General features: G+C 58.6%; 23 protein-coding genes and 1 tRNA gene. 4 read left to right on the top strand and 20 right to left on the bottom strand.

Annotated features, from left to right (window positions below; translation table 11 throughout):
* Positions 1-3: 3 nt before the first annotated feature.
* From ihfA to PverR02_RS21410, 3 genes are all read left to right on the top strand, one after another.
* Positions 4-306, top strand: coding sequence for an integration host factor subunit alpha (ihfA, locus tag PverR02_RS21420; protein WP_002553164.1), 303 nt, complete (start codon positions 4-6; stop codon positions 304-306).
* Positions 287-643 carry a MerR family transcriptional regulator gene (locus PverR02_RS21415; protein WP_003174972.1) on the top strand — a complete coding sequence of 119 codons (357 nt, stop codon included), beginning with the start codon at positions 287-289 and terminating at the stop codon, positions 641-643. The genes ihfA and PverR02_RS21415 overlap by 20 nt, the downstream gene beginning before the upstream one ends.
* 90 nt (positions 644-733) lie before the next feature.
* Positions 734-810 (top strand) — tRNA-Pro (locus PverR02_RS21410).
* 82 nt (positions 811-892) lie between these two features.
* On the opposite strand, the gene PverR02_RS21405 is transcribed toward PverR02_RS21410, so the two are convergent.
* From PverR02_RS21405 to PverR02_RS21370, 10 genes are all read right to left on the bottom strand, one after another.
* Positions 893-2,044 (bottom strand): tyrosine-type recombinase/integrase, encoded by a 1,152-nt coding sequence (locus PverR02_RS21405; RefSeq protein ID WP_227778907.1) that lies wholly within the window; start codon positions 2,042-2,044, stop codon positions 893-895.
* Positions 1,945-2,361 carry a hypothetical protein gene (locus PverR02_RS32765; RefSeq protein ID WP_227778697.1) on the bottom strand — a complete coding sequence of 139 codons (417 nt, stop codon included), beginning with the start codon at positions 2,359-2,361 and terminating at the stop codon, positions 1,945-1,947. The genes PverR02_RS21405 and PverR02_RS32765 overlap by 100 nt, the downstream gene beginning before the upstream one ends.
* A 2-nt stretch (positions 2,362-2,363) precedes the next feature.
* Positions 2,364-2,582 (bottom strand): hypothetical protein, encoded by a 219-nt coding sequence (locus PverR02_RS21400; RefSeq protein ID WP_079444376.1) that lies wholly within the window; start codon positions 2,580-2,582, stop codon positions 2,364-2,366.
* Positions 2,583-2,624: 42 nt separating this feature from the next.
* The gene (locus tag PverR02_RS21395; protein WP_079444375.1) at positions 2,625-2,981 is read right to left on the bottom strand and encodes a hypothetical protein; all 357 of its coding nucleotides are present in this window, start codon (positions 2,979-2,981) and stop codon (positions 2,625-2,627) included.
* A 49-nt stretch (positions 2,982-3,030) separates the two neighbouring features.
* Positions 3,031-3,183 carry a hypothetical protein gene (locus tag PverR02_RS32760; RefSeq protein WP_227778695.1) on the bottom strand — a complete coding sequence of 51 codons (153 nt, stop codon included), beginning with the start codon at positions 3,181-3,183 and terminating at the stop codon, positions 3,031-3,033.
* 69 nt (positions 3,184-3,252) lie between these two features.
* The gene (locus PverR02_RS32905) at positions 3,253-3,387 is read right to left on the bottom strand and encodes a hypothetical protein (RefSeq protein ID WP_265332149.1); all 135 of its coding nucleotides are present in this window, start codon (positions 3,385-3,387) and stop codon (positions 3,253-3,255) included.
* The gene (locus PverR02_RS21385; protein WP_079444374.1) at positions 3,384-3,692 is read right to left on the bottom strand and encodes a hypothetical protein; all 309 of its coding nucleotides are present in this window, start codon (positions 3,690-3,692) and stop codon (positions 3,384-3,386) included. The genes PverR02_RS32905 and PverR02_RS21385 overlap by 4 nt, the downstream gene beginning before the upstream one ends.
* A 286-nt stretch (positions 3,693-3,978) precedes the next feature.
* Positions 3,979-4,662, bottom strand: a complete 684-nt coding sequence (locus PverR02_RS21380; RefSeq protein ID WP_079444373.1) for a hypothetical protein — start codon at positions 4,660-4,662, stop codon at positions 3,979-3,981.
* Complete coding sequence (locus PverR02_RS21375; RefSeq protein ID WP_079444372.1) at positions 4,659-5,243, bottom strand: hypothetical protein; 585 nt, start codon at positions 5,241-5,243, stop codon at positions 4,659-4,661. Before PverR02_RS21375 ends, PverR02_RS21380 begins: the two co-directional genes overlap by 4 nt.
* A 312-nt stretch (positions 5,244-5,555) precedes the next feature.
* On the bottom strand, positions 5,556-7,043 hold the full coding sequence (locus tag PverR02_RS21370; RefSeq protein ID WP_079444371.1) for a DNA cytosine methyltransferase: 1,488 nt from the start codon (positions 7,041-7,043) through the stop codon (positions 5,556-5,558).
* Between the two features lie 76 nt (positions 7,044-7,119).
* On the opposite strand from PverR02_RS21370, the gene PverR02_RS21365 reads away from it, so the two are divergent.
* Positions 7,120-7,314 carry a hypothetical protein gene (locus PverR02_RS21365; RefSeq protein WP_079444370.1) on the top strand — a complete coding sequence of 65 codons (195 nt, stop codon included), beginning with the start codon at positions 7,120-7,122 and terminating at the stop codon, positions 7,312-7,314.
* A gap of 73 nt (positions 7,315-7,387) precedes the next feature.
* Here the strand turns inward: PverR02_RS21365 and PverR02_RS21360 are convergent, their stop codons facing one another.
* The 10 genes from PverR02_RS21360 to PverR02_RS21315 all read right to left on the bottom strand — a co-directional run bounded on the left by PverR02_RS21360 (position 7,388) and on the right by PverR02_RS21315 (position 12,729).
* Positions 7,388-7,789 carry a hypothetical protein gene (locus PverR02_RS21360; protein WP_079444369.1) on the bottom strand — a complete coding sequence of 134 codons (402 nt, stop codon included), beginning with the start codon at positions 7,787-7,789 and terminating at the stop codon, positions 7,388-7,390.
* Between the two features lie 57 nt (positions 7,790-7,846).
* A complete protein-coding gene (locus PverR02_RS21355; protein WP_079444368.1) occupies positions 7,847-8,332 on the bottom strand; it encodes a hypothetical protein in 486 nt (161 codons plus the stop codon).
* Positions 8,333-8,413: 81 nt separating this feature from the next.
* The gene (locus PverR02_RS21350; protein WP_079444367.1) at positions 8,414-8,878 is read right to left on the bottom strand and encodes a hypothetical protein; all 465 of its coding nucleotides are present in this window, start codon (positions 8,876-8,878) and stop codon (positions 8,414-8,416) included.
* Positions 8,875-9,117 carry a hypothetical protein gene (locus tag PverR02_RS21345; RefSeq protein ID WP_079444366.1) on the bottom strand — a complete coding sequence of 81 codons (243 nt, stop codon included), beginning with the start codon at positions 9,115-9,117 and terminating at the stop codon, positions 8,875-8,877. Before PverR02_RS21345 ends, PverR02_RS21350 begins: the two co-directional genes overlap by 4 nt.
* 2 nt (positions 9,118-9,119) lie before the next feature.
* Positions 9,120-9,782, bottom strand: a complete 663-nt coding sequence (locus PverR02_RS21340) for a lambda exonuclease family protein (protein ID WP_079444365.1) — start codon at positions 9,780-9,782, stop codon at positions 9,120-9,122.
* Positions 9,782-10,771, bottom strand: a complete 990-nt coding sequence (locus PverR02_RS21335; protein WP_079444364.1) for a RecT family recombinase — start codon at positions 10,769-10,771, stop codon at positions 9,782-9,784. Before PverR02_RS21335 ends, PverR02_RS21340 begins: the two co-directional genes overlap by 1 nt.
* Before the next feature lie 53 nt (positions 10,772-10,824).
* The gene (locus PverR02_RS21330; protein WP_227778693.1) at positions 10,825-11,973 is read right to left on the bottom strand and encodes a coiled-coil domain-containing protein; all 1,149 of its coding nucleotides are present in this window, start codon (positions 11,971-11,973) and stop codon (positions 10,825-10,827) included.
* Between the two features lie 57 nt (positions 11,974-12,030).
* Positions 12,031-12,258 (bottom strand): hypothetical protein, encoded by a 228-nt coding sequence (locus tag PverR02_RS21325; RefSeq protein WP_046382947.1) that lies wholly within the window; start codon positions 12,256-12,258, stop codon positions 12,031-12,033.
* Positions 12,255-12,485: a hypothetical protein gene (locus PverR02_RS21320; protein ID WP_046382948.1), complete on the bottom strand. Its 231-nt coding sequence runs from the start codon at positions 12,483-12,485 to the stop codon at positions 12,255-12,257. Before PverR02_RS21320 ends, PverR02_RS21325 begins: the two co-directional genes overlap by 4 nt.
* On the bottom strand, positions 12,463-12,729 hold the full coding sequence (locus tag PverR02_RS21315) for a hypothetical protein (protein ID WP_079444363.1): 267 nt from the start codon (positions 12,727-12,729) through the stop codon (positions 12,463-12,465). The genes PverR02_RS21320 and PverR02_RS21315 overlap by 23 nt, the downstream gene beginning before the upstream one ends.
* Positions 12,730-12,745 lie beyond the last annotated feature (16 nt).

The raw sequence follows: 12,745 nt of genomic DNA, 5'->3' as shown, positions 1-12,745 counted from the left end.
CGTATGGGGGCTTTGACGAAAGCTGAGATGGCGGAACGTCTGTACGAAGAGTTGGGTCTGAACAAACGCGAGGCCAAGGAATTGGTCGAGTTGTTCTTTGAAGAAATCAGACACGCTCTGGAAGACAATGAACAGGTCAAATTGTCCGGTTTCGGCAATTTTGACCTGCGAGACAAACGCCAGCGGCCTGGCCGCAATCCAAAAACGGGAGAAGAAATCCCGATCACGGCTCGCCGTGTGGTCACCTTTCGTCCAGGGCAGAAGTTGAAGGCCCGAGTTGAGGCTTATGCTGGAACCAAGTCATAACGACGAGCTACCCGTCATCCCAGGCAAACGCTACTTCACCATCGGTGAAGTCAGCGAGCTTTGTGCGGTAAAACCGCATGTGCTGCGCTATTGGGAGCAGGAGTTTCCTCAACTCAACCCCGTCAAACGCACCGGGAACCGTCGGTATTATCAGCGCCAGGATGTGCTGATGATCCGACAGATCCGTGCATTGCTGTACGACCAGGGGTTCACCATCAGCGGCGCGCGTCAGCGCATGTCCGGTGATGAAGCCAAAGACGACACCACCCAATACAAGCAACTGATCCGCCAAATGATCTCCGAACTCGAAGATGTGCTGGTGGTTCTGAAAAAATGATTCAGGCTTTTAAAATACTTCCACATTTCAAAAGCTTGCGGTATATTCCTGATCGCTTCATTGCGAAGCGAACCCAGTAACACGCCTAGTCGGGGCGTAGCGCAGTCCGGTAGCGCACTAGCATGGGGTGCTAGGGGTCGAGTGTTCGAATCACTCCGTCCCGACCATATTTTTCAATGACTTAGCCGCTTTTTAGCGGCTTTGTTATTTCTGCCATAGTGACTTTCCGAGTGACCTTGGCCTTTTTCTTCACGCTTCCCTCCTTTTCAGAATCGTCAGCGCTGGTGCGCGCGAGTCGGTTGCTGATACCTTGTTTGCCGCCGCAATTAGCTGATCCAGTTCCGCCGCCGAGTAGTGGCTGGTAATGCTTCCGTTCTTGTGGCCGAGCAGCGCTTTCCGATCCTCCTCTGTCACGCCAGCAGCACGCAGCCTTCTCCCAAAGGTGTGCTTCAAGTCGTGAATGCGGATTCTGGCAAAGCCGTCATGTGCCGGCCGCAAGAACTTCTCCTGCCACTTCTTCGCCGCCCGAATCCTCGCCTTCTTCCAGGCCGAGTCGTTCATGCGGTGAACCGTCGTTTCATTCCCCTCGCCATCTGGCTTGCCAAACGGGAACACGTAGAGCGGATGCTTGCCGCGCTGCTTCTCGATCACTGACTTGGCAACGTCATTCATCACGACCAGGCGCTCGTCCCGGTTCTTCACTCCAGCCCTTGCGCTCCTTCCTCCAAATCCAGCCGGTATCAGGAACACACTCGTTCCCAGCTCAGGTACGGCAATCTCCCAATTCCACTGAAGTTTGCAAACCTCCTGCTCCCGGCACCCCGTGTTGACCTTGAACATTGCCATGGTCTGAAGGTGTGCAGGAAGCTCGGCGAATAGGATCGACTGCTCTTCCCATGAAAGCGGGTAGGGCTTTCGGCTGTTCGTCTTCTCATCCAGCAGAGAAATCATCGGAACCACGTCGAGCAATGGCCGGCGCTCTTCATCTCGCCACTTTCGTGCGCAGAGGTTCAAAACCCGGATAACCCGCTGTAGCGCGATATTCACAGTCCTGTTCGTGACTGGCTTGCCCGTCGCCGGGTTCAGCTTCGATCGCACGTATGGGGCAAGCGCATCGTCATCAATATGAGTCAGCGGCATGTCGCCAATGAACGGGTCGAGCTGCTCCATATAGGTCGCCGAAATATGGATGGACGCCTGATCCTTCACTTCAAGCAGGAAGCGAGTAGCCGCCTCCCTCCAGGTCCTAACCCGCCGAATGCCGTACACCTTCTGCTGGCGCAACTTCTCCAGCTTGTGGATCAGGTACTGCTCTGCTTCGGCGCGGTTACAAGTGCCAGTACTCTCTTGAATTCGCTCTCCTCTGTATTTTTTGTCGATCTTCCAGATGCCGTTCGGCATTTGCTGGAGGCCGGTGATTGCTTTTTGGGCCATGGCGTTGCTCCTGTTGCCCGCGCATGGCGCTCGCTGCGGGGTTGATTGTTGTCCTGATTGGTCGCCTTTTCAATCGACTTGCTCTCGACGTAGGCGTCCGCCCATGCGTCAAGCTCCAGCCGATCAAACCCGACCCCCTGTTTTCCTATGGGGAATTCGCGGACGTAAGGGCGCACCGTCTTGTTGAATTCATCCCGGCACATGCCGAGGTACCCGTAAGCCTCGCCCGCGCGAATGAAGCGCGGGAGTATGGGCGCAGCCTGGGCCGCGCTTCGATTTGCCATACTTACCTCCCGCCCGCAGTGGGCCGCGCTGTCTTGATGATGTGGATGACCAGGCCGAAGGTGATCAGCATCCAGGCACAGGTGCCGGCGAATGCATACAGGAGGTCAGATACTTCTCCGTCCATGATCAGCCCGGGGCCAATCCAGAAGATCCAGCAACCGGTGCCGGTCAGGTACAGCAAAGCGCCCAGCAGGATCAGGGTGAGTTTCGTTGCGAACATGGGGTGTCCTTGCCGCGCTGGGCGGCAGAAGGTGGGGTGGGGTTAGGGCTTGGCTTTCGAGGCCCGCTCGCAGTCGGCGGCCAGCTTTAACAGGTTGCGGGTAGTCGGCTTGAACCCTTCGGTGTTGGGGTAGCGCGCGAACTGGTGGCCGTGCGGGTATTCCTCAAAGGGGCCATGCCACGGCCAGTTCGATTTCCAGTCAGCCCAGACCGTGTAGGCATCCTGGCCGTCGCCCCAGTAGTCCGTGCCACCGCCAACTGAAGGCACGTTGCTCACACGCGAGTTTTGCTCATAAGCCAGTTCGGACGGCTCGTCCTTGTCGATCCAGGCGCGTCGGTACAAAGAGGGATGGGTCCGTACCAGGTGCTTGCTCAGCTTCTTTTCTATGCGTGCCTTCATGGCCTGGGCCCCTTGTAGATGAAGACGTAGGCGAACCAGAGGGTGGCGATCATGGCGTCACCCCGTCTTCAGTCTTCAGTTCAGCGGCGAGTTCGGCAGCCAGGCCAATCGGCCACCAGTAGCGCGCACGCTGATAATTCGGATAGCTCTCTTCGCGAATCACCAGGCCCTTTCGGTGAAGGGCCTTGAAGATGCTGAGCACGGAAGATGCTGATACGCCGAGGCGGTGCCCAACCTGATAGCTAAGGCCGCCCATGCCGAACACGCACGCCTAGTCACCAAGTGCCAGCTTCTCGCAATCCTTCTGATGCAGGTACGGCTGGCTGTCTCGATAGAGGTTGGCGTTTTTCCGCCCGATCTTGCGCAGCTCATCGAGGACGAGTTGCTGTTTCTCTGTGAGCTTCATGGCGTCACCCGGCGCGCCCACTGAACATAGGGGCCGTCATCCGTATCGAATATCCCCATCAGGAACCACTCAGGGCCTGGCGATTCGGGATTCCAGGCGGTGCACGCAGCATCCTCGTCAGGTAGATCGTAGATCTCGTCACCCGAGTGCCAGCCTTTCAGCTCAAGGCCTTGCTCCTTCGTCCAGGCGATGTAGGGCGCAGGGTCTTCGCCGCCGCCAAAATCTGGAATGTCCGGGTGATACCACCAGCCGTCCTTGTCGCGCACTACGACTACCGACTGGATCAAAACGATTTCTTCAGGCATGACTTCGTCCTTGCCGCTATAGCGGCTGACTTTGAAGGGGGAGGGGGTTATTTGAAATCGACCCTAGACGAGATCGATAGCTGTGCTAAAAATGATGTGTCGCGCATGTATTTCAGATATGTGTTGTTGAAACTCATAGCCGGCTGACGCTCTATATCGTCGTTAGGGCGCGCCCTTTAGATGTGGGCAATGATCGGTAGGTCGTTGCATTTAGCCGCGAGTTAAACAACTCCCTTCCTCTGGGCTACTAACTCAAAGCCTTGGCCTTCCGGTCATTTATTTCGATTTATCCTGCTGCCTCCCTTGTTACCAGATCATGGGTATTCACAGCTGTCATACAGGCCTGCTGTTCCTGGCGCAGCGCCTGCTGTACTGCCTCGACAACCCGACGCAGGTATGTGAACTTGTGGTTTTCTTCGACAGCCTTGCCGTCGAGCGGGTAGTGCCATTCCTCACCGAACAGCTCGGTCAACAATCTGCTCTGGTGCCAGCATTCGTTCGGGCTCTCGATACTGCGCAATGAGTCGATGTCGTGCCAAAGCGCGCGGGCCTCGCTCTTGCTCAGCTCGCCCAGCTCCCATTCGTGGCGCCCGGTCTGTTGCCGGCGGCGCTGCACGATGCACTTCTTGGCCAGGGTGTGCAGCGCGTCTCCGCTGAACACGGTTGAGCTGATTCCACGATCCAGGCAATTCAGGACATAGTCCCAACCGCAGTTCGTGACGAACTCGGCGACGGTGCGCGGGCCCATACCACCCCAGTACGCATTCCAACTGTTGTCCCAGCAGTTGATGGTGATCTTGCCCTGGGCGGTCTGGTAGTTCGGGTCGGATTCGATCGGGCAGTCGCGCCGGCCGAAGTCCTCGAGGAAGACGGTTATCGGGTCCAGCCTTGGCGCGCCGGTGATCACCAGCTTTGTGACTGTCGAGCGTTCGACCTGTAGCGGCGCGGCAACTTGGTTCTGAGTGGTCATGCTGCCTCCTTCGGCGTGTAGGTCAGCGTTCCGTCGAGGATCGCATCCTTAATGGCGTTGAACTCCCAGGCGTGGCACTGGGATTCGACGTACACGCGCATGCCTTTGCGGTAGTCGTGCCTCTTGCGACGGATGAATGCCTCGGCGGCGTCCTTGGTGAAGTGCGCGTTGATGTACTCCCAGTTCTCACACCATCCGGTGACGACGTACCCCTCAATCTCGCCAAGGACATGCCACTGATCCGACTCGTCCGCCTTCATGAACTGGCAGCCCGACCAGGCCTGCATTGCCTTGTTCAGCTCCGCTCGGTCCTCTTCGTCCTGGTCTACCCAGTATTCCTTTGGCGAAAACCATTCACCGTCATTGCAGTGATCGAGTAGCACACGGTTGTCGCTGTAGTCGGTGTCTATCCCGTAGACGATTCGTCTGGCCTGGACGATGAAGATCGCTGCCGAGGTGCAGTGATCATGAACGCCAGCACCAACGCAGTCATGGCGAAGACGGGTCGCGAAGTCGGCCCAGGTTGCGGCTGTGAGGTCGTGACCGGTGGCCAGGCTCGGCAGTTTGTTTTCTGTAGGCATGGGGAGTCCTTGCCGGGTCATGCCCGGGCGGTGGAGTGGGGGAGTCTGTGAATATCGGCTACAGTTGGCCGATCAATCCGGGGAGGTGTTTATGCTTTGTTTCATCTGCGGGACCGAGTCAGTCGACCACCACACGGCATACGACGGCCAGGATGTTGGTTGTCCTGAATGCGGACGGCACATTATCAGCGGGAACCTGATAGCAGCGATGGCGCCAGGCTACGCAATGGGGATTCAGGAGGCTCGGGCAGAACTGAATAGAATGCGTGACCGTGATGAAGTGCCGATACTTTCAACCGCAAACATCAGGCTTCATCGGTTGCCAAGTTGAGCCAATAGGCGCTGTCCGATCCAGCGAACAACGGTGACGGCCTTACTGTTGCCGATCGCCTTGTAGCGGGGGCCGTCTGGGCATTCACTGGCTGGCTTGCCGCGCCATGGGATCATGGTGTGGTCGTCGGCCATGCCCTGGAGGCGCTCGCACTCGATCGGTGTTAGACGGCGTACCTGTGCTGGCGTCAGTAGCGCCGGAGGCGGGCTGCATGCATCCAAGGACGCGGTGTATTCCTTGTACCACTTGCCCGCGCCGCACGCTGAAGTGTGATGCAGCTTGGTGCTATAGGCGGAACTCGTAACGACATTCGGGCCGAGTGCTGAGTTTGTGTTATCCAGCTGCTTTCCGTAGCTACTGGTGATGGTCTGGGCCACCTCTCGGCAATACAGTGCATTTTCCTGGCCGTTGTTTCGACCCAGGGCAAAGGCCAGGTTGCTGCTAGTGCCTGGGTCTTGCGTGCCATGCACCACCAGCAAGCCTGATTCGGCATCCTGTTGGGTTACGCTGCCGGCCGCCTTACCGCTGGCCTGAAGCGTGCCTGCCACGACCAGCAGGCTTTCCCGGCTCTCATGGTCGCCGTACTGGTTTGTTGTGAGCGGTGCGGTCACAACGAACGTTTCGGTTTCAGCATCCATCCTTGTACCGCCAGGGTGCGCGCTGAGAGCCGTAGCTACTTCGGTCTGTTCGCAGTTGGCGCCGCCGCCGAATGCGGTTGACTGGAGATGACCTGCTACTGCGTGATCGACATCGCTGCCACCGTCAGTGCTTCTAAGAGTGCCGGCGGGAGAGTCCGCTTTCTCGCCTCGGCGCGGCGCAGTATCCCGGCGCACGCCTTCGCGCTCAAAAAGTACCTCGGTGGGATCGAATCCGTTACGAGCACTTGCGACAACGAACACACGACGGCGTCGTTGGGCCAGGCCGAAATATTGGGCGTCCAGGACCCGCCACGCGATTGTTCTTTTGGGTCCATACACACAACCAGCGTCCTGCCATTTCTTCCCTGAAGGCTGCAGCTCGCAGTCTTCGCCAGCAAGCGCGCCAAGAAAGCATCCGAAGGCGTTCCCTTTGTCGCTGAGGACGCCGGGGACGTTCTCCCAGACGATAACGCTGGCCGGCTTTCGCTGGCCGGCGCGAACATAGTCAACTGCATCTGCAAGCTCCACGTATTTGATGGTGAGGGCGCCGCGCGGGTCGGTGAGGCCTTCGCGCATGCCGGCGACCGAGAAGGCCTGGCACGGGGTGCCGCCGACCAGCACGTCCGGCGCCGGGATCTTGCCGGCCAGCACCAGGGCTGCCAGCTTGGTCATGTCGCCGTGGTTCGGCACGTCGGGGTAGTGGTGGGCGAGGACCGCCGAGGGGAACGGCTCAATCTCGGCGAACCAGGCGGCGCGCATGCCCAGCGGGTGCCAGGCCTGGGTCGCGGCCTCGATGCCGCTGCACACAGAGCCGTAGGTGATATCGGGCACGGGTTATCCTCGCGGGCTGGAGTGATTCGTTAAGGTGGGTGATATGCTTTGCTGCTTATCAAACAAGGAGGTGGTAATGGCGGGTAAAAAGCTTGAAGCGTTCCGCGAGTGGTTCAACCCAAAGCGTCGGCGGCGAGCAGGAGGCGCTTTGTTTATTACGTCGTTGGTCGGACCGTTTTTGTATCCAAGCGGTTACTGGGTCAGCGTGATGACTCCGGGGATCATATTTTTCTTCAGTGCCTGGCCGTCCGACGCTCACGACAAGCGCTGAGTCTCAGCCTTCAATGGCCGGCTGGCGTGATTCGTTGATATGGGGTATTACGGGTGACCGGCATGGAGCCGGGTCAGGCGCGCCTGACTTTGAAATGCAGCATCGCCTTTATGCTGTGGCAGTAATCCTGAAGCTGCTCATAGGCCTTGTATCTGGCCTGGCTGCGAGTGGCGGCCCAGACCCTGACCAGATCTTCGCGGGCTTCCCGGCTCCAGTCTAGATCGTCCCAGTCGTGCTTGAACGGCAGGACCAGCCACTCTTTGAGCGGTAGCGTTTCGGCCATCTCGCCGTACTGCATTTCGTGGGTCGGGTGGTAATTGCTGATCCGCTTTTTCGGGTCGTCATCCAGCACGACGCCGATGTAGTGTCCGCGATCTGCCAGGATGATGCCGGACTTCCCGTAGGCAATGACGCGGCGCCCGACTTCGGCTGGCACCTGATAGTGCTGCCGAACGTATGCGCAGTTGTGGCTCATGGATTACCTCCAGTCAGGCGCCGCCCTCCGGGTTCCGGATGCAGCGAGTAGGGTGGGTTATTCGTCGCCGTCGTCTTCGGCGTTCATTTGAAGCGATTCAGCGAAACCTGCTTGCCGTAATTTGCGCGCCACGTTTTGCGTTATGTCGATTTCGTGGCGCTTAATTTTGAATAGCGGTGCGGATTTCTCGGCACCCAATGAGTGGGCATGTGCGATCAGTCGCAAGATAGTCGCACGGTCTTTCTTCTCGCCCATCTCGGCGGTGAGCACTGCCAGCCGGTCACGCATTCCCTGGCGGAAGTAGTGACGGATGATGTCGGACGGCCCTTTGATTCTCGGAGGCGCCGGCGGCAGATCCTCGGCCCGGCCATTCAGCACCAGCAGTTGCACTGCCTCGCCGACTTCCTTGATCTCATGCCAGAGCATCAACTCGTCGAGCATCTGCCGGGTGCCGCAAGGCGTCGTGTGCCGAAACTCCTGCTCGCCCAGTTCCTGCCGCTTCTCGGCCAGCCTGGCTGTTCGTTCTTCCTGGGGCACAGCCATGGTCTACCTCTTCTATTCCGCTGGCCGGCAGTGCGAGCCAGGTTGGTCGGCGTCTCGCGCTGACCTGTTTGTGGATTCGCTTCACGCTGCGACCTTCTCCTGGTGCCAGGCGCCGACCGCTTCGAAGATCCGCGCTGCGTGCGCCTCGTCCAGTGACATCGCTTCGGGGATGGCGATCCAGCCCGAAGCCACCATCTGGCTTTGGTTGGCCTCGTCGCGCAGCTTCTTGTAGCAATGCTCGATCACGTCTTCCAGGTGGTCGGAGAGGTAGACGCCATCGGGCGCTACCTCCACCGACTTGCTGTAGCGGTCGCCGCGGACGTCGACGCAAAGCGCGCTGAGGTAGATCGTCCAGCGGTGGGGGATACCGCAGACGGCCTGGCCAATCTTCCCCGGCGCGATGTTTTTCAGCGACTTGTAATTGATCATGCCCTGGCGGCCGCTGGGGTCGATATTGACCACCGCGACGTGGTTGGTGGCCAACAGCGACCGGCACGACCTGGCAATGCGCGCCTGCAAGTTGTGTGGCTTTCGCTTCTTGCTCATAGAGCCTCCGCGAGTTTGCGCAGCGCGTTACGCTCGGCTCGGGTGATGGGCGGCTTGCGGCGCTTGAGGATGGTTTCGGGGTCAATCTTTTCCGAACGCTTGGCGGGGTCTGGATTAATCACCGGGCTTTTACCGATGGTGTATTTCCCACCTGCTGCCAGGTGTTGCTGGACCTGAAAGGAAAGCTCCAGGGCTTTCGCACGCCGAAATTCGATGTCTGATTTTAGGTTGCTGATCATTATCAGGCTCCTAGGCGATGGGCTTGCGCCCGAGCATTGTCTGCCACCTCATCAACCATGCGATTCAGCTCTAGGTTGAACTGGACCAGCTCTCTATGCAGGTTGGCGATGTAGTCTTCGTCGCGGTAAATCGTCTCGATATAGAGCTGACACTCTTCATCTTGGCGAGAATCAAAGGACAGGAAATCCCACCATTTGCGGCCCGTAACGAACATGCAGCCTTGGACCTGCGGCATGTGTTCCTCGGGCATGCCTTCGAGCCAAGTTCTGACGTGTATCGCTTCGTTGAAGGGGCACTTCGATTCGGTACCGCCGTCATCGTTGATAAGTCCGTCTGGCGAACATCCAAGCCAGTCGTACTTCGGGTGGACGATGAACTCTGACGGTATGACGATGTTGCCCGTCAGCATCTCGTAGGCGTCTTGAGCCTTTTGTTCTTCGGTGTGACCCCACTTTAAAGAGGCGCTGCTGACGTTGTGCTTGGACTTCTTTGCCAGCCGCTCGAAGCACAGCTCACGCATGTACGAGGTGCGTGCGCCCATAGGCTCGCGCTTACCATTTTTGTCAGGCTTCCCCCAGGCCATCACGTCTTTAAAGCGGCTGGCTGTCACGCGCCCAGATCGGTCCGCATGCCACTTTTCTGTGCCCTGAAGCTCCGCTCTCACTACGCAGCCTCCTCTGAATGGGACTGGTCACCGCTGGGGCCCGTTATGTCGGTAAAGTCGGCATCGACGGTAGCCGCCAAGCTTTTTAGGGCTTCGTGGCATTCCAGGCCGATCGCTGCGCGCTGCTTCGGCTTGAGACCTGCCCAGGCGGCCGCGTAGGCGTCGATGTCCTGTTGCCTTGCAACGACCAGGAGGTCTGCGAATACACCGTCTATTTCCGGTGATGGGGATTTTGGACCAAACGAAACGCCAGCGGCGGCAGCGCTGTTTGCGGCTTGTTTTGTTGGAGTGATATCAATCTCGCCGCCGTATGAGTCCTCGAATTCATCGGGCGTATAAACGCCAAGGATCACGTCAGGACAGAAGAGGCGTGCCCATTTCTTGGTCACCAAGTAGGCGATCTGTTGTTTTGGGTCTTCCGCCCAAAGCGTAGAGTTGCGCGTGCGGACCTGGGTCAGCAGAAGCTCCAGAGTGCGCGGCTCGTCTTCGCCCCGAAAGGTCGCCCAAACCTTGATGCCGAGCCCTTTTTCATCGTCAAAGCTCCAGGCGGGAACGCGATATTTTTTAAACTCGCCAGTGTCCTCATCCTTCTTGGTCTTACTGGTAACTTCGCGCATCTTCCCGATGACGTTTTCCCAAGCGCCGAACCATTCAAAGTTCAATCGACCTTTGACTGGCGCCTTGGCGGTGATCACTGCGTTAACAAGCTGCGCCTCGTAGCTCAATGCGCCGCCGTCGACGATGAACGTTTTCTGCGCCACAGCGAAGGGGTTCATTTGCCACTGCATTGCTTGAAGCACCACCGCCATGCAGTCGGCTTGGTTCCCCTTAAGGTGTTTCGGGACGGTTGTCACTCCCTTCGACATCATCATCGCGAGGTCGCTCATCGACCGCATGGTGCCAGGGTCGAGGATGAGCGCGGCCGCGTTGTGCGATGGATCGTGATAAGTGGCGAGGCCGGCTTGTGCTTGGGTGTCTGTATCGGTCATTGCGCTCTCCGTGGCCGACGTAGGGTGGGTCGGCCGGCAGATGGAAAGGATGGTTAGAAGTGGGTGGCCCGCAGCCAATCGCGAGCAGTGTCGATAGTCACGTCGAAGCCGAGCGCTACAACCTCGACAATGTCGTCAGCCGGGGGAGTGGTCGGGTCCACGTCGATGGATTCAACTGAGACGGCGACTACGGCAACAGGGGCGGTTTCAGCCGGAGTGGCAGTGACAGCCGCCACTGGCGCAGGCGCGGCAGCCTGGGCGCGCAGACGGACCAGCTCTTCCTGGTCGCGTTGATACTGTGCCTCGCGCTCACGCTGCTGGCGTTGTTGCTCTTCCTGCTGTTCACGCTGCTGGCGTTGCTGTGCCTCCATGTCGCGGCGCTGCTTGTCCAGTTCGTCCTGCTGCTGCTTCAACCGCTTGCGGTCTTCCTCTGCTCGCTGCTTGCGTAGCTCCTCGGCTTCGGCGTCGGCGATGCGTTGTTTCTCGCGCAACTCATCCAGCTCTTTCTGCTGGGCCAGCAACTTGGCAGCAGCTTCTTCTCGCTCAGCGGCAGATTTGAGCAGCGCTTCCAGTTGCTCAATGGCGTTGTCGCGAGCGATGGTGCCTTCGGCTTCAAATTCGCCATATTCTTCGGGCAGGATCACCGACTCTTTGACACCCTGCAAAATGCTGGAGACGTCTGCGGCGCTGCGGCTTGCATATGCGGCGGCGACAGAACTGAAACGAGTAATTTTTGCCCGGATGGCTTCGACACGCTCAGCCTCGACACGCTCGCGCTCTGCCTTGGCATCAGCTATACGCTTTTCTTCGGCCTTGATCGCTTCATCGACAGGCTCTTCAATTGTCAACACACGAGTCCTGAGTGTTTCACCGAATTCCTTGACTTGATTGACGCGAGCCTGAGCTTCTTTGACCTTCTGCTGATATGGCACCAATGCGGTTTTGGTGGTCTTATCCAGGGCGTAGCGCACATCGCGGATATCGACGCGAACTTCCTTCGCATTCGCCAAGCCCTCACTTGTCGAGCAGTCAACGACCAGCTTCGCGTAGGTGGTCTCCAGGCGAACGATCTGTTCTTCGTGCGGCCGATACTCGGCGATGTCGGTGACCGCTACCGTAGGGGATAGGTTTTTTTGCGCGCCTTCAGCTTCGTTCATTTCGAGCGGTTCTTGTGCGTGTGCTTGTTTGGTATTTTTGGACATGACTATCCCTCGCCGCGCCTGGCGCAGCATTGAAAGTAGTGGGGTTGGGTTGTGCCGTCAGGCGGCAGAAACGAGCGATGCGTTGTAGTCGGCGTAAATCTTGTCGATGAGTGCCCGGAAGTGCCGGTGTTCGTTTTCGTCGATAACCCGCAGCATGAAAGCGAGGGTGACGCATGATGTGGCCGCCGCGCTGGCGTTTGGCTTGCCAAGTTCGAGAATCATGTTTTCGATCTCTCCCTCGATCCAGTTCACGGCGTTTAGGTGGTCCCGCTGAGTAGCGTTCATTGATCGCCTCCTGCCGGCGGACATATCGCCTCCATCTGCGCCATCGCCAGCCCAATGCGCAGCTTGAGGCTGGCGCGCTCTTTGAGTCGTTGCTCCTCGCGTCCTGCCAAGTCCTCTGTTGTGTACTCATGGAACAGGTCAGCGTGCTGCTGCTTCCCAAAGTTCGGCAAGTCCCAGCGCCTGTCGGATTCCCGGGCCTGAGCGCTATCCGCGTAACTGGTCGGCATGTAGGCACTCCAGGCGCCGAGCGAGGGCGCAGGCTTCGTTGTGATCGCGGCGGAACCCAATGACCTTGCCGGTCCGGCTGTCCACCACATGGAAGAAGTCGCGGCCTGCAGGCTTCACCATCATCCGGAAGGTGACCGCCGGCTCAGGTCGCCCAATCAGCCGGTAGAACTCGGCAGTGGCGATACGGGAACGCTTATGCAAGCCGTCGACGATGTCGCGGCGCGATTGGATGCTGTGGTGCATGGTCGCCTCCAGGATG

The organism is Pseudomonas veronii (assembly GCF_002028325.1).
GTDB classification, from domain to species: Bacteria; Pseudomonadota; Gammaproteobacteria; order Pseudomonadales; family Pseudomonadaceae; genus Aquipseudomonas; species Aquipseudomonas veronii.
Note: the sequence above shows the minus strand (reverse complement) of the source record. Positions and strands in the feature narration are given on the sequence as shown.

Coding starts and splice junctions, on each gene's coding strand:
- ihfA (WP_002553164.1), top strand. CDS start 4: ATGGGGGCTTTGACGAAAGCTGAGATGGCGGAACGTCTGTACGAAGAG.
- PverR02_RS21415 (WP_003174972.1), top strand. CDS start 287: ATGCTGGAACCAAGTCATAACGACGAGCTACCCGTCATCCCAGGCAAA.
- PverR02_RS21405 (WP_227778907.1), bottom strand. CDS start 2,044: ATGCCGAACGGCATCTGGAAGATCGACAAAAAATACAGAGGAGAGCGA.
- PverR02_RS32765 (WP_227778697.1), bottom strand. CDS start 2,361: ATGGCAAATCGAAGCGCGGCCCAGGCTGCGCCCATACTCCCGCGCTTC.
- PverR02_RS21400 (WP_079444376.1), bottom strand. CDS start 2,582: ATGTTCGCAACGAAACTCACCCTGATCCTGCTGGGCGCTTTGCTGTAC.
- PverR02_RS21395 (WP_079444375.1), bottom strand. CDS start 2,981: ATGAAGGCACGCATAGAAAAGAAGCTGAGCAAGCACCTGGTACGGACC.
- PverR02_RS32905 (WP_265332149.1), bottom strand. CDS start 3,387: ATGAAGCTCACAGAGAAACAGCAACTCGTCCTCGATGAGCTGCGCAAG.
- PverR02_RS21385 (WP_079444374.1), bottom strand. CDS start 3,692: ATGCCTGAAGAAATCGTTTTGATCCAGTCGGTAGTCGTAGTGCGCGAC.
- PverR02_RS21380 (WP_079444373.1), bottom strand. CDS start 4,662: ATGACCACTCAGAACCAAGTTGCCGCGCCGCTACAGGTCGAACGCTCG.
- PverR02_RS21375 (WP_079444372.1), bottom strand. CDS start 5,243: ATGCCTACAGAAAACAAACTGCCGAGCCTGGCCACCGGTCACGACCTC.
- PverR02_RS21365 (WP_079444370.1), top strand. CDS start 7,120: ATGGCGGGTAAAAAGCTTGAAGCGTTCCGCGAGTGGTTCAACCCAAAG.
- PverR02_RS21360 (WP_079444369.1), bottom strand. CDS start 7,789: ATGAGCCACAACTGCGCATACGTTCGGCAGCACTATCAGGTGCCAGCC.
- PverR02_RS21355 (WP_079444368.1), bottom strand. CDS start 8,332: ATGGCTGTGCCCCAGGAAGAACGAACAGCCAGGCTGGCCGAGAAGCGG.
- PverR02_RS21350 (WP_079444367.1), bottom strand. CDS start 8,878: ATGAGCAAGAAGCGAAAGCCACACAACTTGCAGGCGCGCATTGCCAGG.
- PverR02_RS21345 (WP_079444366.1), bottom strand. CDS start 9,117: ATGATCAGCAACCTAAAATCAGACATCGAATTTCGGCGTGCGAAAGCC.
- PverR02_RS21335 (WP_079444364.1), bottom strand. CDS start 10,771: ATGACCGATACAGACACCCAAGCACAAGCCGGCCTCGCCACTTATCAC.
- PverR02_RS21330 (WP_227778693.1), bottom strand. CDS start 11,973: ATGTCCAAAAATACCAAACAAGCACACGCACAAGAACCGCTCGAAATG.
- PverR02_RS21325 (WP_046382947.1), bottom strand. CDS start 12,258: ATGAACGCTACTCAGCGGGACCACCTAAACGCCGTGAACTGGATCGAG.
- PverR02_RS21320 (WP_046382948.1), bottom strand. CDS start 12,485: ATGCCGACCAGTTACGCGGATAGCGCTCAGGCCCGGGAATCCGACAGG.
- PverR02_RS21315 (WP_079444363.1), bottom strand. CDS start 12,729: ATGCACCACAGCATCCAATCGCGCCGCGACATCGTCGACGGCTTGCAT.